This is a genomic window from Sorangium aterium (assembly GCF_028368935.1).
Classification (GTDB): domain Bacteria; phylum Myxococcota_A; class Polyangia; order Polyangiales; family Polyangiaceae; genus Sorangium; species Sorangium atrum.
This window is the reverse complement of record NZ_JAQNDK010000001.1, coordinates 309,695-329,007: the sequence shown is the minus strand read 5'-3', so window position 1 is coordinate 329,007 and position 19,313 is coordinate 309,695. Positions and strand designations below refer to the sequence as shown.

The following is a 19,313-nucleotide window of genomic DNA, read 5'->3' as shown; positions in this document are numbered from 1 at the left end:
GCCGTCGATCCGCGCCGCTCAACGCACCACGAGGCGCATCGGGGGGCGGCTGTGCTGGATGTGCTCGGCCTCGAGCTCCTCGAGCTCGAACGCCCTGTCCATATCCATGTCGAGCTCCGCGAGCTCGCGCTGCGTGCTCTCGCCGTTGTCGAGATCGTCGAGCTCGCGCATGAACCGGTCGATCTCCACGCACGTCGCCGGCGAATCGACGGGCGTCATCGACTGCTCGTGCATGAGCTGGATGAGCTCCAGGATGGTGGCGAGCTTCTGCGAGACGACCTCGAGCCCGTCGCGGGTCTGGCTCCAGCACTCGGCGCGGCGGTAAGCGATCGTGAGGCGCCGCTCGGACAGCCCGCGGGTCCGCCCCGCGGACGTGCTCCGGACCGCCTCGAGCGAGCGGATCGTGTCCATGAGCTCGCCGTGGTTGGTCATCGCGAGCGACTCCTGGCCGGCCTTGTGCGCGATCGCGAGGCGGATGTAGCTCATGATGAGGCGGCTCAGGCCGAAGCCCTCGTCGAGCAGGGGCGGGACCGCGCCGCCGCGGCGCCGGATGTTCTCGCGGGTGCGATCGATCAGCCGATCGAGCCGCGCGAGCTCCTGCTGGTGCCGGATGTCCATCTGCCGGATCAAGGACTCGCGCGCCCTCGACCAGGCCGCCCGATCCACCTCGTCGAGCTGCGCGTCGATGCTGCGCCGGAAGAACCCGCGCCAGGGGACGACGCACAGGATCACGAGCTCCGCCCCGAGCCCGAGCAGCAGGAGCAGCGGGCTCCAGCCGATGAAGCTCAGGAGGAGCGCGCTCCCCACGACGAGCAGGTTGTACGGGTGGACCAGCACCCGCCCCAGGTACGTGCTCGCGGTGCGCCTCCGCAGCGGTGCGACCTGGACGCCGAACGCGGCCAGCATCGCCCTCGACTCGGCCATGCTGGCGCCAAGCACATCCTCCAATCGGCAAAGCTCTCGATCGCACGTCGTCATGGAGCCCCCCTCCTCACCTGGTCCTGTGGTCCTCGTGCCACCTCACCCCGTTCACCACCCCCCGCGGCCGAACCGCGACCGACGGTCGGCGGTCCGGCGCGCCTGCGCGCGCCCCCGCGCCGATGCGTCTCAGCGCGCTGTGAACGCAGGTCACGCCCGCCGAGCCCGCGCTGGCAGCCACCTGCCCGCGGAGCCCGCCTCGGAGGACCCGGCGCTCACCGCGCTCATCGGCCGTCCAGGCGGTATCACCATGAAAACTCAAGCTTTCACGGCGGCGCTGCAGCATCGCCAGCTCCACGAAGTCCATGCTTTCCCTGCTGTTCGCGTCCCGAAGGCCTCATGGGGGACCGCGGTGCGTCGCCCGAGCGCAGCACCGCGGTCGATCCGGGAGCGAGCAGAGCGGGCTCCGTGCCAAGCGCTCCGGCACCGCGCGGCGCACGATCGACGAGGGGGCGCGCTCAGGCGCGGAGCGGGCGGGCTGCGTCCAGCACGTGGACGCCGGGGGCGCCGAGCGACATCGGCACGCACTCGAGGCCCGCTTCGCGCGCCGCGGCGAGCCATGCCGTCGAGGGCGGCGCGCCGCCGACGAAGAGGGAGACGTCGCCTCCGCCCGCGCCGCTCGGCGCGAGTGTTGCCCCCTCGGCGGCCGCGGCAGGGCGGAGGCGCCTGAGCGCGGGGGTGACGATCGGCGCGCCCGAGCGGTCGCCGAGCTCGCCGAGCGCGTCGACCTGGCGATCCAGCGCGGCCACGAGCGCGCGGGCGTCCGCGGCAAAGGCCGCGGCGCGCGCCCCCTCGGCGGCCGCGCCGAGCAGCGCGCGGTGCGCCTCCGGCTCGCGGGCGGCGAGCGCGCGCACGCGCTCGAGCATGGCGCTCGTGCGCGCCGAGGCGTCGCTGGCGAAGACCTCGATCACGAGCCCGCCCGGCAGGGCGTGCGGCGCCACGTCGAGCTCGCCGCCCGGCCCGAGCCGGCAGCAGAGCACGCCGCCGTAGACGCTCGCCGCGACGTCGACGCCGCTGCCTCCGCCCTGCGCGCGCCGGTGCGCGGCGAGCGCGGCGAGGAAGAGCGCGCGGGGGTCCCACGCGGGCGCGCGCTGGTCCTCGCTGAACGCGCGCGCCGCCCGCGCTTCCGAGGCCGCCGCGGCGCGCGCGGCGAGCGTCGCGACGAGGATGGCGGCGCTCGAGCCGAGGCCCAGCTTGCGGCTCGCCTCGCGGGGCGGCGCGCCCGGTGAGGCCGGAGGCGGCTCAGGCTCCGCCGAGCGGAGCGCGGACGCGTCGAACCACGCCGCCGCGTCGAGCGCGCCGGCGTCGATCGCGGCCTGGACCTCCTCGGTGACGAGCGCGGCGGGCCGCGCCGGGTCGACGAGGACGTACCGATCGACGGCGGCCACCAGCGCGGGCGCGCCCTCGAGCACGGCGTAGGCGCCCGAGAGGACGAGCTTGCCAGGCGCGCGGACGATCACGCGCCCCCGGACGAGGGCGCGAGGCGGGCTCCGCCGCCGGGGACGGCCGTGATGGTGCGGAGGACGCCGGGGACGGCGAGCAGCGCCGCGCCCACGGCGGCCTGCGCCTCGGGCGTCGTGAAGACCTTCACGTGCGGGCCGGCGTCGATCGTGAAGAACGCCGGCGTTCCCTGGGCGCGGAGCCTCCGCACCGCGGCGATCACCTCGACGGTGGCGCCGGTCCAGTAGAGCAGGCCCGGCGAGGCGGCGATGCTCGAGGCGTGCATGCAGAGGGCGCTCGCCTCGGCCGCGGCGCCGAGCGCGGCGAGGTCGCGGGCGAGGACCGCGGCGCGGACCGCGTCGAAGAGCGACGGCGCGGCGTCCACCCACGCGGGGAAGTACGGGCTCGTCATCGCGGTGTGCCGCATGCCGTCGCTGGAGCCCACGTCCTTCGGGCCCTCGCGCGTCACCGCGATCACGACCGCGAGCGGCCAGTGGTCCTCGGGCGCGAGCGGCGTCGCGGCGAGCGCCTCGTCCCCGGGGCGGCCGGCGCGGAGCTCGACGAAGCCGCCGAACGCGGAGCGCGCGGCCGATACCGAGGTCTTCCTCGCGAGATCGCTCACCAGCGCAGGCGCGGTGGGCAGGCCGGCGGCGGCGCTCGCGGCGAGCGCGAGCGCGGCGAACGCCGACGCGCTCGAGGCGAGGCCCGCCGCGGTGGGGAAGTCGTTCCGGCTGACGACGCGGGCGCGCTCGCGCCGCCCCGAGGCCGCGCGGACCCGGTCGAGGAGCCCCGCGACCCGGCGCGTCGCCTCCGCGTCCGGCGGCAAGGCCGCGCCGCCGAGGTGGAGCTCGTCGCGATCGAGCGACGCGTCGAAGGCGACCTCGGTCGTCGTCGCCATCCCGGCGAGCGTCACCGAGAGGCTCGGGACGGCGGGCAGGTTGTGGCCATCGGCACGCTTGCCCCAGTACTTCGCGAGGGCGATGTTCGGATGGGCGATCGCGGTCGCCCGGCTCACGACGGTCATGCTTGCTCCTGTGGCTCCGTCCTCGTCACGCCCGCCTTCACCCGGGTGACGAAGCCGCTGTACCCCGCGTCGCGCCAGGCGGCGAGCACGCGGTCCGCGGCGACGTTCGACGTCGCGCCGCCGCCTGGCGGCGGGAGCAGCGCGATGACCGAGCCGCCGCCGCCGGCGCCTGTGATCTTGGCGCCGAGCGCGCCGGCCTCGCGCGCGAGCTTGCACAGGGCCTCGATCGCCTCGGTCGAGACGAACATGCCGGCGAGGAGCATCTGGTTCAGGTCCATGAGGCGGCCGAGGCCGACCACGTCGCCCGCCTCGATCGCGAGGGCCGCGTTCTCGACGAGCGCGGTGATGCCGGCGATGGACGTCGCGGCCAGCGTGGGCTTGCGCTCGAAGAGCCTCGCCACGAGCTCGACCATGATGCGCGTGGACGACGACACCCCGGTCGAGCCCACGCAGAGCCACAGGTCGTCGCGCGGGGCGATGGAGGTCGCGCCGTGCGCCCGGGTGAAGCGGAAGCAGCCGCCGCGGGCCGCGGCCGTCGTGTCGATGCCCGACGGGTTGCCGTGGAACACGCGCTCCCAGGCGGCCGCGGCGTCGGTGACGGCGGCGGCCGCGGGCGCGGGCGCGAGCGCGGCCACCGACCGGGCGATCGCGACCCCGAGCGCCGCCGAGCTGCCCAGGCCGCCGCCGGGCGGCAGATCGCTCTCCGCCTCGACGCGCACCGGGCCGACGTCGGGCAGCGCCCCGAGGAGCGCCGCGAACGCCCGCGCCACGTCCTCCTCGGCCGGCGCCGCGCGGAGCTCGCGCCCGCCCAGCCGGAGCGCGCTCGCGCCGGAGCAGCGGGTCGCCCGCGCGCGGGCGCCGCGCTCGATGCCGGCGGCGAGCGCGGGCGCCCCGTACACGACGGCGTGCTCGCCGAGCAGGATGACCTTGCCGGACGCCTCGCCGAGCGCCTCGGTCATGCGCCGGTCCACCGGAGCGCGCTCGCGGCTCCGCACAGGATCTGCCGGGCCGACGCGCTCACCGGCAGCGAGCGCGCGAGGACCTCGGCCTCGCCGCACAGGGCGGAGAGCCGCTCCTCGACGGCGCGCCGCGCGCCGCACGCCTCGAGCGCGACCGTCGCGGCCGCCACGGCGTCGTCGCTCGCGTCCTTGCGGCCGAGCGCGCGCTCGACGGCGCTCCGGCCCGCGGCGTCGAGGCGCCCCTCGGCCGAGGCGAGCACGGCGGTGCGCTTGCCGGCGCGCAGGTCGTTGCCCACCGGCTTGCCGGTCGCGGCGGCGCTCCCGAAGGTGCCGAGGAGGTCGTCGCGTAGCTGGAAGGCGACGCCCACGGGCGCCGCGAACCGCTCGAGCGCCGCCACGGTCTCGGCCGGCGCGCCGGCCAGCGTGGCGCCGAGCGCGAGCGGGCCCCGCACCGTGTAGCTGCCGGTCTTGAGCGCGTGCATCTGCTCGACGTCCTCGGCCCGGCCGACCACGTCGAGGTGCTGCCCGATCACGACGTCCTCGTGCATCTTGCAGAACAGCCGGACGGCCGCGAGCGCCGTCTCCGGCGGCGCGTCCGCGCCCGCGAGCGTGCTCAGCGCGAAGCTCCAGGTGAGGTCGCCCGCGAGGATCGCGGACGAGGCCCCGAGGTGCGGATCGCCGAGCGTCTCGGTCAGCGCGACGTGGACGGTGCGGTCTCCGCGCCGGACGGTGTCGCCGTCGATCCAGTCGTCCTGGATGAGCAGGTACGTCTGGAGCAGCTCGAGCGCGGCGCCGGCGTCGATCGCGGGGCCGAGCGGCGCGTCCGGCGCGACGCCCTGGTACGCGGCGATGAGCAGCCCCGCGCGGAACCGCTTGCCGCCGCGCAGCGTGAGGCTCCGCGCCTCGGAGACCATGGCCGCGACCTCGCGGCCGTAGCGCTCCACGGAGGCCGCCTTGTCGCGCCAGCGCTGATCGAGCGCGGCCTCGACGCGGGGGCGGATGGAGGAGAGGAAGTCGAGGAACAGGCGTGCGCCGGGATCCGCCGTGCCTTCGAGCGTCCGATCGCCGGCGCCGGGCGCGCTCTCTCCGTCCTTCGTGTGCGCTGTCATGGAATGCGCGGCAGCCTAGGAGCCGGACGCGAGGCGGTCAATCTCGGCCGAGAGCGCGCGGAGCGCGGAGAGTCGCGCCGCGGAGCGGCGCGGCCGAGGTGGCTTGGGTCGTGCAATGCGTGGTGCTCGCGTCGCGGGCCGCGAGCGCCGCGCGGAGGCTCCCTGCGAGATCGCTCGTGCGGAGTTGCGCGCCGAGCCTCGCCGTCGCCGCAGGGAAAGGGAGACTTTGATGAAGAGATCACCGGATGGGGTGTTGGGCGTCTTTCTCCTCGTGACCCTCGGCGTCGCCGGGTGCAGCGGCCGCGACGCCCGCGAGGATCTCCCGGAGAGCGCCGATCGCGGCGTGTTCCGCGCGGCGTCGCCCGCGGCGGGGTCGCCAGGCAGGGAGGCGCGATCCCTGCCCGCCTACCGCGTGATCGGGGGCGGCGCCGACGTCGCGCGGGCGTCGGCGCTCGCCGGCGCGCTCGGGCTCGCGGAGGATCCTGCGCGGGGAGGCGCCGCCGCGCTCGTGGCCGACGGCGCGATTCGCTACCTCGACGGCGCGCGATTCCAGCGCTTGCCCACGAGGAAGGCCGACGCGCCGCCTGCGCCCGGGTTCCGCGACGAGCGCGGCTTCGCCACGTCGGCGGGCGATGACGCCCTGGATTTCGAGGCGCTCGCGGCGCTGCAGGTTTTGCCGGAGCCGGACGCGGCGGCGCGGGCGTGGGCCGCGCTGGACGCCGCGGGCCTGCCGGTCGGGAGCGAGCTCGCCGTCGGCCACTCGCTGCTCGAGGCGGTCGACGCGGAGGGGCGTTATGTGGCGCGGGCCGAGCTCGACACGCAGGTGAGCTTTCGCGACGAGCTCGAGGGGATCCGGCTGATCGGCCCCGGGGCCAAGGTCCGCGTGACGTTCGACGGCGAGGGCGCCGTGACCCACCTGATCTACGCGCGGCGCGAGCTCGAGCGAGGGGAGGACGTCGCGATCGTCCCGGCCTCCGAGGCCCCCGCGCTGTGCGCCGGCGCGCTGGGCAGCGGCGCGGTGATCGCGGCCGAGCCGGAGCTCGTCTATTACGCGCCGCCGCTGTCCCGCGAGGTACGGCGGATCCTGCCCCATTATGTGTGCAGCGCACGGCGGACCGTCGGCGGGGAGGTGGTGGACGTCCGCAAGCGGATCGTGCCGGCCGTCATAGACGCTCCGAGGGCCGAGATCTCTGTGCGTGTGGACGGCGCGACCGCGCTCGCGGAGGCGAGCGTCACCGGAGGTACTGCTCCATACACGTACAGGTGGGTATCGTCGGCGCGCTCGCTCGATGGGCTCGACTCGGTCGGTGAAGGGGGAGAAGGCGGCTCGCAGGTGAAGGTGTCTGGCGTCTCTGGCCTTCGCGGGGAGACGGACACGCTCTCGCTCTATGTCACGGACGCCGACGGTCTTGTCGCGACGGCGTCGCAGCAGCTCTCGTTGGGCCGCGCGGCGACGGGGCTCGACGCGGCGCGCCCGCCGCTCCCGCCGCCGATCGACGACGGCCGCGCGGTGGTCGGCGCCGAGTGGGTCGGGCTCTGCGGCGGCCTCGATCACTCGGCGGCGAACGTGGATGGGCTGCTGAAGGGCTTCCGGGAGGGGGGAATCGAGTCCCGCTTCAACTGGGGCGATCAGCGCGCGTGGGAGGTCGATTTCAAGGATCCGGCGCTGGGCGGCCAGGACGCGTCGTTCGCGGATTCGGTGGACCTCACGTTCTACACGGGGCACGCGAACGGCGTCGGGTTCATGTTCTGCAGCGCGAGGAACGACCGGGTCCTCCATTTCAGCGACGCCCGCTGGGGCAACGCCAACCTGGAGTGGATGGTGGTGGCCGCCTGCGGCCCGCTCCAGGACGACGGCGGCGCGTGGCGCTACCGGTGGGCGGGCGCGTTCGACGGGCTGCACCTCCTGCTCGGCTATGCGACGGAGTCGTTCGACGACACGACCGAAGGATCGAAGTTCGCGCGTTATCTGCTCGACGACGAGAGCCCGGCGCCGGTGCGGCAGGCGTGGGTGACGACGGCGATCGAGGTCCAGCCGGACGACGAGGTGATCTACGCGGTGATGGGGGCGTACGGGCAGGGGTGGACGGTGCCCAACTACGATGACCATTTCTGGGGGAAGGGGCCGGTCGGGCCGGATCTGACGGGGGCGGCGAGGATCGGGTTCTGGCGGATCTCTGGGCCGACCTAGCCCTATTGCGGGAGGTTCGTCGCGGAAAGAGAGGAACCGCCAAGACGCCATAGGACGCCAAGAAACACAGAAAAATCTTGGCGTCTCGTGGCGTCTTGGCGGTTCCATTCTCTCGGGTCTCTCTGCCACTCCCGGCAGCGCGGCGCGGGCTCAGCTCAGTACCCGAGCCACTTCGCATCGAGCTCGATCGAGCAGTGATCGACGAACCGAAACCCGACCCCACCCCCGTCCGCGCCCCCGCCGATCGTGTACACCGACTCGTTCGCCTGCGGCCGATGGTCTTTCGCGCTGAACGAGATGGGCCCCGCCGTCATCCCGTCGAGCACCACGTTCTGGAAGCCCTCGAGCGCGGCCTTCAGGTCCTCTCCGGTCGGGTGCGTGCGGCCGGCGTCGATGGCCCGCTCGACGGCCTCTCGCCACATGAGCGCCGCGGCGTGGCCCTGGACGTAGGGCTGGTCCTGGTACAGCTCCAGCGGGTGGCCATCCTTCTCCCGGTAGGCCCTGTGGATCCGGAGCATCTCCGCCATCCCGCTCGAGTGCTGGGTGTCGCCGTAGACGGGCACGGGGAACAGCCCATAAAAGATCCCCGCGCAGTCGGCCCCGCAGATCGCCAGGGTCCTCTCGCCGATACCCCAGTTGTTCGCCATCACGCGCAGCTGCCAGCGGTTCTTCTCCGGCCCCGGGAACGCCTGCTGGATGAGCTTCTGCGCCGCGGCCGCGCCCTTCCCGACGAAGGACGAGGGGAGGACGCTGTTGCCGGCCCAGAACCAGCTCGTCGGCACATACGACGGGTCCGCCCGCTTCTTCTCGATCTCGCGCTTCACGTAGCCGAGCACCGCGTCGACGATGCGCCCCTCATCCTCGAGGGACGACGTCTGCGGGACGATCAGATCCTCGCCGAGCATCATCCCGGGCAGCTCCTCCACGTAGGCTTTGCCCGCGGCGAGCGGATCGACGCAGTAAAGACACTTGTCGATGGTGTCGTGCACCATCGCGATGCGCCCGGGCGCGATCTTCCATGCGGCCTTGATGCCGATGCGGATGGCGGTCGAGTAGTCCGTCGCCGGGAAGAAGATGTAGGGGTATCCAGGGCTCGTCTTGTGCTCTGTCGCGGCGGCGCTCTGGCCCAGGGCGTTGAACTCGGCATGGGAGACGTCCGCCGAGATGGGCACCGGCGTGGCGAGCGAGCCGGCGTACGAGCCGGGAATGATGAGCTTCTTCTCCTCCATGAGCCTCGGGGCGACACGGGTGGTCGGCCCGGTGCCGAACACGAACAGCGTGGAGACCTCGCTCCACCCGGGCTGCTGCCGCCACGCCTCGATGACCTCCTCCGTCTTGGCGGGGTCGTACTGCGCGTCCTTCATGTCGACGTCGATGGGACAGCCCCGGAGCCCTCCCTGACTGTCGTTGAGGTGACGCAGGTAGTCGTAGACCCCGTAGTTGTACGGCGGCGAGATGTCGGTGGCCGTCCCTGTGTCGCCCGTCGTGATCCGGACGCGGAGCACCCCGGTGCAGCGAGCGCCGGCGTCCGGCTCGACGAGCACGGCCGCGGCGGAGCCGGCGGCTGGCGCCTGCCCACCAGGGCGGCGCGTCGAGAACGCCGCCGCCGCGACGAGCGCGGCCGCGCCGAGCGCCCCGATCCAGTAGCTGCGCTGCTGAGGCCCGGCGGCCGTGCGGGGGTTCGATCTCAGGCTCGTCGAGTCCGAGGCAGGGCGCCCGGGGCCCGGCGTCCCCGAGGTCCGCTGGCCGAGGTCCTCGTCGAGGGCGATCACGGGCTGAATGCGCCTTCCTTCTGCGCCCTCGAAGTGGCTCACGCGAGAGGGGCGGGGCTCGGCGGGCGTGCTCGGGCGGTCCACGCCCTGCGCGCTCTGATCGAGGTACGCCTTGACCTGCCGCTGCATGCTCGCCCGGCGCTCCGCGAACACCGCCAGCATGCTCGCGCCGATCTCGTCGGACCCGACGTCCTCGCCCGCCGCGCGCAGGTAGTCCTCGAGCGCCGCGCGCATCTCCTGCGCGGTCGCGAACCGCTTCGCCGGATCGCGGTCGAGCGCCCGCGCCACGATGGCGTCGAGGGCCGGCGGGATGTCCGGCCGGAGGAGCGAGGGCCGCGGGATCTCGTCCACGGCCGCCAGCTTCCAGAGCGCGCTCACGGCGTCGCCCCCGAAGAGCCGCTCCCGCGTGAGGAGCTCCCAGAGCACGATCCCCGCGACGAAGATGTCGGCCCGCCGATCGGTCGAGCCGCTGCCGACGGCCTGCTCCGGCGCCATGTACGAGGTCTTGCCCTTCAGCTTCCCGGTCTCGGTGAGGTCGGCGTTGATCGACGCCTTGGCGATGCCGAAATCGAGCAGCTTCACCGCGCCGTCGTACGTGACGAAGATGTTGTGCGGGGAGACGTCGCGGTGGACGATGCCGAGCGGCGCGCCGTCGTAATCGCGGAGCTCGTGCGCGTAGTGGAGGCCGCTCAAGAGGTCGGCCACGATCCTGACCCAGACGCCGCGCGTGAAGCCCGCGGCGCCCGGCTCCCCCTCGGCCACCGCCCTCATGAGCGCGCTGAGCGGCTGGCCCTCCAGGTACTCCATCACGGTGAAGTAGCCGTCGTCGTCGTGATCGACCTCGTAGGTCTGGACGATGTTGGGATGGTTGAGGCGGGCGGACAGCTTCGCCTCGTCCAGGAACATGGCGACGACCTTCTCGCCGTCTCCGCCCACGCCGCGATGGCGCTTGACAACGACGAGCTTGTTGAAGGACCCCGGCCCCCGCGCGATCGCCAGGAACACGTCCCCCATCCCGCCCCGGCCGAGCTTCGCGATCAGCCGGTACTTGCCCAGGATCGCCGCCTGGGTCGGCTCCGCGTCCGAGGTGTCTTGACCCGTGCCCACCATGTTACCGGCCGTCCCCAGGGACGCGCGATGCTCCGAGCGGACTGGGTATGTGAGCAAAGCCGGTTATCCTTGTCAACGCCTCCGTGGGCTGGATCACGGCAGGCCGCCGGCGTCGTCCTCGTCACCCGCGTCACCCGCGTCACCCACGTCCAAGCACACGTATCCGCGCGACATGGGAGCTCAGGAGGAAGCTGTTCCTCTCGGAGAAGGGGCGTCACGCCCGGGGGACAGATTTCGGGCGGGTTTCGGGCTGCTCGACGAGCCAGCGCATGGCGCAGGGCTCGCCCCCGGGGCGCACCTCGTGCGCGCAGCCCTGCTGTAGCGATCGGGCTCAGGAAGAATCAGTGCAGCCTCGCGGCCGCATTTCGGCCAGAATTGGCGTCGAGGGCGGGCAGGGCCTGCGCTTTGCAGAGCGCGTTCGACCCAGAGAGCCAGGAGGGTACGCAAGTGTCCGTAGCAGCCAGCCAGAACAGCCAGAGCTCGTTCCACTCGGAGCCGCCGCCGCCGGTGTCGATCCCCGGCCTGCGGGCGAAGATCGCGAACGAGAAGCTCAGGCAATGGATCGCCGAGGTCGTCGCGCTGTGCCAGCCGGACAACGTGCACGTGTGCGACGGCTCGAAGGAGGAGTACGACGCGCTGTGCGACCAGATGGTCAAGGCGGGCACGCTCATCCGCCTGAACCCGGAGAAGCGCCCGGACAGCTACCTCGCGCGCTCGGACCCGAGCGACGTCGCGCGGGTCGAAGACCGCACGTTCATCTGTAGCCGGCGAAAGCAGGACGCCGGCCCCACGAACAACTGGGCCGAGCCGCAGGAGATGAAGGCCACGCTGCGCCGGCTCTTCGCCGGGTCGATGCGGGGGCGCACGCTCTACGTCATCCCCTTCAGCATGGGCCCGATCGGCTCGCCTTACTCGCACATCGGCGTGGAGCTCAGCGACTCGCCGTACGTCGCCGCGAGCATGCGGATCATGACGCGCATGGGGCGCAAGGTGCTCGAGGCGCTCGGCGACGGCGATTTCGTCCCCTGTCTGCACTCGGTCGGCATGCCCCTCGCGCCGGGGCAGGCCGACGTGCCGTGGCCGTGCAACGCGGAGCACAAGTACATCGTCCACTTCCCGGGAGAGCGGCTGATCTGGTCCTACGGGAGCGGCTATGGCGGCAATGCGTTGCTCGGCAAGAAGTGCTTCGCGCTGCGCATCGCCTCGGTCCTCGGCCGGGAGCAGGGGTGGCTCGCGGAGCACATGCTGATCCTGGGGGTCGAGTCGCCGAAGGGCGAGAAGACGTATGTGGCCGCGGCCTTCCCGAGCGCGTGCGGCAAGACGAACTTCGCCATGCTCATCCCGCCGAAGGCGTTCGCGGGCTGGAAGGTCACGACGGTGGGCGACGACATCGCCTGGATGAAGCCGGGGCGGGACGGGCAGCTCTATGCGATCAACCCCGAGGCGGGCTATTTCGGCGTGGCCCCCGGGACGTCGGAGAAGTCGAACGCGAACGCGATGGCGACCATCCGGAAGGGGACGATCTTCACCAACGTGGGGCTCACGCCCGACGGAGACGTCTGGTGGGAAGGGATGACCGACGAGCCGCCGCCGGAGCTCACCGACTGGCAGGGGAAGCACTGGACCCCGGACTGCGGCCGCAAGGCGGCGCACCCGAACGCGCGCTTCACGACGCCTGCGTCGCAGTGTCCGTCGATCGATGCGCGCTGGGACGATCCGAACGGGGTGCCCATCAGCGCGATCGTCTTCGGCGGGCGGCGGGCGACGACGGTGCCGCTCGTCGTCCAGTCGTTCAACTGGAGCTTCGGCGTCTACACGGCCGCGACGATCGGCTCGGAGATGACGGCCGCGGCCGCCGGCACCATCGGCCAGGTGCGCCGCGACCCGATGGCGATGCTGCCCTTCTGCGGCTACCACATGGGCGATTACTTCAACCACTGGCTGCAGATGGGGCGCCAGATCGTCAATCCGCCCCGCATCTTCGCGGTGAACTGGTTCCGCAAGGACGACCAGGGCAACTTCCTCTGGCCGGGCTTCGGGGAGAACATGCGCGTCCTCAAGTGGATCGTCGACCGCGTGCACGGCCGCGGCTTCGCGGAGGAGAGCCCGCTCGGCTGGATGCCGCGCTACGAAGACATCGAGTGGCGGGGCATGGACCGCTTCTCGAAGGAGCAGTTCTACCAGCTGATGGCGGTCGACCGCGAGGCGTGGAAGGTCGAGTTCGGCTCGCACGGGGAGCTCTTCGAGCGGCTCTACGACCGGCTGCCCAAGGAGATCCTGCTGATGCGCGAGCTGCTCCTGTCGCAGCTCTGGCGCTCGCCCGAGCGGTGGGAGCTCGCGCCCGAGCGCTACCTCGAGGAGCACGAGGACCACGACGACATCGACGAGCCCGGCGCGTAGAGGCCTCCTCGGGTGAGCGCGCCCGCGCGGTGAGCACCCAGCGAGAGGCGCGCCTCGGAATGGACGTGCCTCCCCCCGTGGTAGTCTATCGATAGAGGGGGCGTTGGGTGGCACGACCGTCGGAGGCGGTGACCGGGAACGCGGCGCCCGGCGGGCGCCACGCGCTCACGCCGCCGGCGGGGTCGGGTCGTCTCGGCGAGGCGCGCGGGCTCGACCGCGCCTGGGTCGACAGCTGCCCCCATGTCCTGCCGGACAGCCAGACTCCAACGCTTCGTGGCGCGTCTTCCGCAGGGGGCTCCCCATGGACGTAAGCGCTCCCTCCTACCTGGTCACCGAGACCCTTCACGAGGGGCAGCGGGTCAGCCTGCTGCGCGCGCTCCGGAGCGCGGATGGCGTCCCGGTGGTCTTGAAGGTCCTCGACCCGAGGCGCAGCCGCCCGCAGGACATCGAGCGCCTGAAGCACGAGTACGCGATCGGCAAGCTGCTGGACCACGAGGCCGTCGTGGCGCCGCTCGCCCTCGAGACGTACGAGGGGCTTCCGGCGCTCGTCGTGGAGGACTTCGGCGGCGAGTCGCTCGATCACTTCATCGGGGCGCCCATGAACCCTGCGCGGTTCCTCGACATCGCGGTCCGCATCGCGGCCTGCGTGGCGGTGATCCATGAGCGGGACGTCATCCACAAGGATCTCAAGCCGCAGAACATCCTCGTCAACGCAACCACCGGTCAGGTGAAGATCGCCGATTTCGGCCTCGCGTCCCGCCTCTCCCGCGAGCAGCCGCCGGCAGGGCCCCCGCGGCTGATCGAGGGGTCGTTGCCGTACCTGTCTCCTGAGCAGACGGGGCGAATGAACCGGGGTATCGACAGCCGCGCCGACCTCTACGCGCTCGGCGTGACGTTCTACGAGATGCTCACCGGGCGCCTGCCGTTCGAGGCGCGGGACCCGCTCGAGTGGGTGCACTGCCACGTCGCCCGCGCCCCGCCGGCGCCCTCGGCGCTGGTGCCGGAGCTGCCCGAGGTGCTCTCGGCGCTCGTCCTGAAGCTCCTGGCCAAGATGGCGGAGGATCGCTACCAGACCGCCCGCGGCCTCAAGAACGACCTCGAGCGGTGCGCGGCGCAGTGGCGAACGACCGGCAGGATCGAGCCGTTCCCGCTGGCCGAGCGCGATGTCTCCGGTCGCTTCCAGGTCCCTCAGAAGCTCTACGGCCGCGAGGACGACGTGGCCGCTCTGCGCCGCGCGTTCGAGCGCGTGGTGGACACGGGCTCCCCCGAGCTCGTCCTGGTCTTCGGCTATTCCGGCATCGGCAAGTCGACGCTGGTCCACGAGCTTTACAGGCCGATCGTCCGGGAACGAGCCCTGTTTCTTTCGGGCAAGTTCGACAAATACAAGCGCGACATCCCTTATTCCACGCTCGTCCAGGCGTTCCGGGAGCTCGTGCTCGAGATCCTCGCCGAGAGCGAGCACCGGATCGCGGCCTTCCGGCAGCGATTGCTCGGCGCGCTCGGGGGCAGCGCACAGCTCATCGTGGAGGTGATCCCCCAGATCGAGCTCGTCATCGGCCGGCAGCCTCCGGTCCCCGAGCTCCCGCCGGCCGAGGCGCAGAACCGGTTCCGCGTCGCGTTCCGGCACTTCATCGGGGTGTTCGCCCGGCAGGAGCACCCCCTCGCGCTCTTCCTCGATGATCTCCAGTGGACCGATTCGGCGAGCCTCGGGCTCCTTGGCGATCTGTTGACGCACCCCGAGACGCGCCACCTCCTCGTGATCGGCGCGTACCGCGACAACGAGGTGAGCCCCTCGCACCCGCTCATGCTGGCGCTCGACCAGGTGCGCAAGGAGGGCGCGCGCATCTCGGACATCGCGCTCGGCCCGCTCTCCCGAGAGCACCTCGGCGCGCTCGTCAGCGACGCGCTCCACTGCAGCGCCGAGGACGCCGCGCCGCTCTCGGACCTCGTCCACGAAAAGACGGGCGGCAACCCCTTCTTCGCGATCCAGTTCCTCACCGCGCTGCACGAAGAGCGGCTGATCGAGTTCGACGAGGGTGCCGAGGCCTTCCGGTGGGACGTGGCGAGGATCCGCGGAAAGGGCTTCACCGACAACGTGGTCGACCTGATGGCCGGCAAGCTCGTGCGGCTCTCTCGGAGCACCCAGAGGGCGCTGCAGCAGCTCGCCTGTCTGGGGAGCACCGCGGAGGTCGCCCTCCTCGCGATGGTCCGCGGGCGCACGGAGCAGGACGCGCACGCGGACCTGTGGGAGGCCGTCTCGGCGGGGCTCGTCCAGCGCCTCCCCAGCTCGTACAAATTCATCCATGATCGGGTGCAGGAGGCGGCCTATTCGCTCATCCCCGAAGGCGAGCGGGCGGAGGCGCACCTCGGGATAGGCAGGCTGCTCGCCGCTCGTACGGCGCCGGAGGAGCTCGAGGAGAAGATCTTCGAGATCGTCAATCAGCTCGACCGCGGCGCTCCGCTGATCACGTCACGGGAGGAGCGAGAGCGATGCGCCAGGCTCAACCTCGTTGCCGGCAGGCGCGCCATGGCGTCGGCGGCCTTCGCCTCGGCGCTCACCTACCTCGTCGCCGGCGCCGCGTTCCTGGAGAAAGACCGCTGGGAGCAGCAGTACGAGCTCGCCTTCGCGCTCGAGCTGCGCCGGGCCGAGTGCGAGTACCTGACCGGGGAGCTCGGGGCGGCGGAGGAGCGGCTCTCGATGCTCTCGCGCCGCGCAGGGAGCCTCGTCGACGCGGCAGCGGTCGCGTGTGTGCGCGTGGACCTCTACACGACGCTGGATCGGAGCGAGCTCGCCGTCGAGATCTGCCTCGAGGTCCTGCGGCGCGTCGGCGTCACGTGGTCGCCGCACCCGACGGAGGAGGAGGTCCAAAAGGAGTACGAGCGGCTGTGGGATCAGCTCGGGAGCCGGCCGATCGAGGCGCTCGTGGACTTGCGCCCGATGACCGATCCGGCGATTCGCGCGATCATGGATATCCTCAACTGGGGCCAGGCGCCGGCCTTGTTCACCGACCAGAAGCTGCACAGCCTCTTCGTCGGTCGCATGGCGAACCTGAGCCTCGAGCACGGCAACAGCGACGGATCGTGCTTCGGCTATGTCCATGTCGGCGTGGTCCTCGGCTCGCGCTTCGGCGACTACCGCGCGGGGTACCGCTTCGGCAAGCTCGGCCTCGATCTGGTGGACAAGCATGGGCTCGACCGCTTCAAGGCCCGCGTCTACCTGGACTTCGGCTCCCTGGTCAATCCCTGGACGAGGCACGTGCGCACCAGCATCGAGCTCATGCGGCGCGTCTTCGACATGGCGAGCGAGGCCGGTGACCTCACGTTCGCGGCCTTTGCCCGCAATGCCTCTCTCGTGATGCGGCTCGCCAAGGCGGAGCCGCTCGGGGACGTGCAGCACGAAGCCGAGAGCTCGCTCGCGTTCGTACGGAAGGCGAGGTTCGGTCTCATCATCGATTGCATCGTCGCGCAGCTGCAGCTCATCCGGTGCCTCCGCGGTCTGACGCCCAGCTTCTCCTCCTTCAATGACGTGAGCTTTGACGAGGCCAGGTTCGAGCGGCACCTGGAGAGCGATCCGCGCCTCTCGGTCGCCGCCTGCTGGTACTGGATCTGCAGGCTCCAGGCGCACTTTCACGCCGGCCACTACGCTTCTGCCCTCGCCGTGGCGATGAAGGTGGAGCGGCTCCTCTGGGCGGTGCGGTCGTTCCTCAACGTGACCGACTACCATTTCTATGGCGCGCTCGCGCGGGCGGCGTGCTGCGAGGTGGCGCCCGCGTCGAACGACGAGCGGCGCCAGCACCTCGCGGCGCTCGCCGCCCACCACGAGCAGCTGGAGGTCTGGGCTTCGAGCTGCCCCGAGAACTTCGGCAGCCGCGCCGCGCTGATCGGCGCCGAGATCGCGCGCCTCGAGGGGCGGGCTCTCGACGCAGAGCTCCTCTACGAAGCGGCGATCCGCGCTGCGCGCGACAGCGGCTTCGTCCACGGCGAGGCGCTCGCGTACGAGGTCGCGTCGAGGTTCTACCTGGCGCGAGGGTTCGACGTATTCGCCGCCACGTACCTCCGCGAGGCCCGCGCCTGCTACGCGCGCTGGGGGGCGGACGGCAAGGTCAAGCAGATCGAGCAGCGGAATCCTCGACTCTGGGAGGCGAGGACGAACCCTCACAGCGCCACCTTCGCGGCGCGGTCCGAGGAGATCGACCTGCTCTCGGTGCTCAAGGCGTCGCAGGCCATCTCGAGCGACATCGTCCTCGACAGGCTCCTGTGTACGCTGCTCACGGTCGTCCTCGAGCAGGGCGGCGCGCAGCGAGCTTGCCTCGTCGTGGCTCAGGGCGAGCGCCTCTCCATCGAAGCCGAGGCGACCCTCGAAGAGCGCGGGGCGGCGACGACCGTCCTCTCGCGTTCGACAGAGGACGTCTCGCGGCGCGTCCCCATGTCGCTCGTCCGCTACGTACAACGGACGAAGGAGCGCGTCATCCTGCACGACGCGATCGCGGACGCGGGCAAGTTCTCCAGCGACGATTACTTCGCGCGGCGCAGGCCCAGATCGCTCCTCTGCGCGCCCATCCTGAGGCGGTCCGAGGTGGCGGGCCTGCTCTACCTCGAGAACGACCTTCTCGCCGGCGCATTCACGCCGGAGCGGCTCACCGCCCTCTCGCTCCTGGCCACGCAGGCGGCGATCTCGCTGGAGAACGCGCGGCTGCTCTCCAGGGAGCAGTCGGCGCGGAACGCGGCCGAGGCGGCGGAGCGGCGCGCAGCCTTCCTGGCGGAGGCCGGGGACATCCTCTCCGGGTCGCTCGATTACGGAGAGACGCTGTCGCGCATCGCGCGGCTGTCGGTGCGAACGTTCTGCGACTGGTGCATCATCGACCTCGTGGAGGGCGGGGTGATCCGCCGGCTCTCGTGGGCGCACCGAGACGCTGCGAAGGAGTCGTTGCTCGCGGAGCTACAGCGGCGGTATCCGCCTGGCTGGGATTCGCCTCACCCGGCGCTCAAGGCCCTGCGGGGCGGTGAGCCGCTCCTGTTCCCCGAGCTCTCCGAAGAGGTCCTCCGGGAATACGCCGAGGACGACGGGCACGCGAGGCTCATCCGCGAGCTCGGGGCGGTGAGCTCGATCATCGTGCCGCTGGTGGCGCGAGGACAGAGGATCGGCGTGCTGAACATCGTCTCGTGTGTGCCGGGGCATCGCTACGGGGAGGCCGATCTCGCGCTGGTGCAGGAAGTGGCGCGCCGGGCGGCGATCGCGATAGACAATTCGCAGCTCTACCGCGCTGCCCAGGATGCCGTCTGCGTGCGGGACGAGTTCCTGACGGTGGCGACGCACGAGCTCAACACGCCGATGACGTCGCTCACGCTCACGCTCGAGGCCGTGGATCGAGCCCTCCAGTCGGGTCGCACGTGGGATCCGCAGGCCATGCGCAGGCGGGTCGACCGCGCGCTGCGGCAGGCGGCGCGCCTGACCCGCCTGAACAGCGAGCTGCTCGACGTCTCGCGGATCAACGCGGCTCGGCTGAGGCTCGATGTGGCGGAGGTCGACCTCGGGGAGGTCGTCCGCGACGCGCTCGCGCGGTTCAAGCTGGATCTGGCGCGCGCCGGGTGTGCGGTCTCGCTGCGGGAGGGCGGCCGGGTCGTGGGCCTCTGGGATGGTTCCCGCGTGGACCAGATCGTCTCGAACCTGCTCGCCAACGCGATCAAGTTCGGGGCGGGCAAGCCTGTGGAGATCGCCATCGGCGAGGAGGCGGGGGCGGCGCGGCTCTCGGTCCGGGATCACGGGATCGGGATCGACCCGGCGCGTCAGGCGCAGATCTTCGAGCGGTTCGAGCGCGCGGTGTCGGACAGGCACTACGGCGGGCTGGGGCTCGGCCTGTACATCAGCCGCCGGATCGCGGAGGCGCACGGCGGCTCGATCCGCGTCGAGAGCGCGCTCGGCGCCGGGGCGACGTTCATCGTCGAGCTGCCGCGGACCGGACCGCCGCGCGGGGCCGAGCCGGGCTCCCTACCGGGCTGAACGGGGCGGTCACGGGTTCGCGGCCTGGCGACGCGCGGCGGTTCTCGACCGCGGTGGGCCCGGCCCTGCCGGGCGAGCCGTGCACGAGAGCACGGCGATCCCGAACGCCGGGACCTGCGAGGCGCACCGCAGAACTGGCGGGCCTCCCCCATGGTCGTCTATCGATAGAGGGGGCCTGGGGCGGCACGACCGTCGGAGGCGGTGACCGGGAACACGGCGCCCGGCGGGCGCCGTGCGCATATGCCGGTGGTGTGGCCGGGTCGTGCCGGCGAGGCGCGCGGGCTCGACTGCGCCCGAGTCGACGGAAGCCCCTAGGTCCTGCTAGACCG

General features: G+C 72.1%; 9 protein-coding genes. 3 read left to right on the top strand and 6 right to left on the bottom strand.

What is annotated here, in order from left to right; genetic code table 11:
• Positions 1-18: 18 nt before the first annotated feature.
• From POL72_RS00975 to POL72_RS00955, 5 genes are all read right to left on the bottom strand, one after another.
• A complete protein-coding gene (locus tag POL72_RS00975; protein ID WP_272093000.1) occupies positions 19-924 on the bottom strand; it encodes a hypothetical protein in 906 nt (301 codons plus the stop codon).
• 512 nt (positions 925-1,436) lie between these two features.
• Positions 1,437-2,438 (bottom strand): hypothetical protein, encoded by a 1,002-nt coding sequence (locus POL72_RS00970; RefSeq protein WP_272092999.1) that lies wholly within the window; start codon positions 2,436-2,438, stop codon positions 1,437-1,439.
• On the bottom strand, positions 2,435-3,442 hold the full coding sequence (mvaD, locus tag POL72_RS00965; protein ID WP_272092998.1) for a diphosphomevalonate decarboxylase: 1,008 nt from the start codon (positions 3,440-3,442) through the stop codon (positions 2,435-2,437). Before mvaD ends, POL72_RS00970 begins: the two co-directional genes overlap by 4 nt.
• Positions 3,439-4,401 carry a mevalonate kinase gene (gene mvk, locus POL72_RS00960; RefSeq protein WP_272092997.1) on the bottom strand — a complete coding sequence of 321 codons (963 nt, stop codon included), beginning with the start codon at positions 4,399-4,401 and terminating at the stop codon, positions 3,439-3,441. Before mvk ends, mvaD begins: the two co-directional genes overlap by 4 nt.
• A complete protein-coding gene (locus POL72_RS00955; protein ID WP_272092996.1) occupies positions 4,398-5,510 on the bottom strand; it encodes a polyprenyl synthetase family protein in 1,113 nt (370 codons plus the stop codon). Before POL72_RS00955 ends, mvk begins: the two co-directional genes overlap by 4 nt.
• Positions 5,511-5,739: 229 nt before the next feature.
• Here POL72_RS00955 and POL72_RS00950 point away from each other — a divergent pair, with 229 nt between their 5' ends.
• Positions 5,740-7,701, top strand: a complete 1,962-nt coding sequence (locus tag POL72_RS00950) for a DUF6345 domain-containing protein (RefSeq protein WP_272092995.1) — start codon at positions 5,740-5,742, stop codon at positions 7,699-7,701.
• Between the two features lie 155 nt (positions 7,702-7,856).
• On the opposite strand, the gene POL72_RS00945 is transcribed toward POL72_RS00950, so the two are convergent.
• Entirely contained in the window at positions 7,857-10,640 is a 2,784-nt protein-coding gene (locus POL72_RS00945; protein WP_272092994.1) for a bifunctional serine/threonine-protein kinase/ABC transporter substrate-binding protein, read from the bottom strand.
• 390 nt (positions 10,641-11,030) lie between these two features.
• On the opposite strand from POL72_RS00945, the gene POL72_RS00940 reads away from it, so the two are divergent.
• Entirely contained in the window at positions 11,031-12,983 is a 1,953-nt protein-coding gene (locus POL72_RS00940; RefSeq protein ID WP_272092993.1) for a phosphoenolpyruvate carboxykinase (GTP), read from the top strand.
• 301 nt (positions 12,984-13,284) lie between these two features.
• Positions 13,285-18,984, top strand: coding sequence for an AAA family ATPase (locus POL72_RS00935; protein ID WP_272092992.1), 5,700 nt, complete (start codon positions 13,285-13,287; stop codon positions 18,982-18,984).
• The last annotated feature ends 329 nt before the right edge of the window (positions 18,985-19,313 follow it).

Bases quoted from the DNA above. Each gene is read 5' to 3' on its own strand.
- POL72_RS00975 (WP_272093000.1), bottom strand. From the start codon at position 924: ATGGCCGAGTCGAGGGCGATGCTGGCCGCGTTCGGCGTCCAGGTCGCA.
- mvaD (WP_272092998.1), bottom strand. From the start codon at position 3,442: ATGACCGTCGTGAGCCGGGCGACCGCGATCGCCCATCCGAACATCGCC.
- mvk (WP_272092997.1), bottom strand. From the start codon at position 4,401: ATGACCGAGGCGCTCGGCGAGGCGTCCGGCAAGGTCATCCTGCTCGGC.
- POL72_RS00955 (WP_272092996.1), bottom strand. From the start codon at position 5,510: ATGACAGCGCACACGAAGGACGGAGAGAGCGCGCCCGGCGCCGGCGAT.
- POL72_RS00950 (WP_272092995.1), top strand. From the start codon at position 5,740: ATGAAGAGATCACCGGATGGGGTGTTGGGCGTCTTTCTCCTCGTGACC.
- POL72_RS00935 (WP_272092992.1), top strand. From the start codon at position 13,285: ATGGACGTAAGCGCTCCCTCCTACCTGGTCACCGAGACCCTTCACGAG.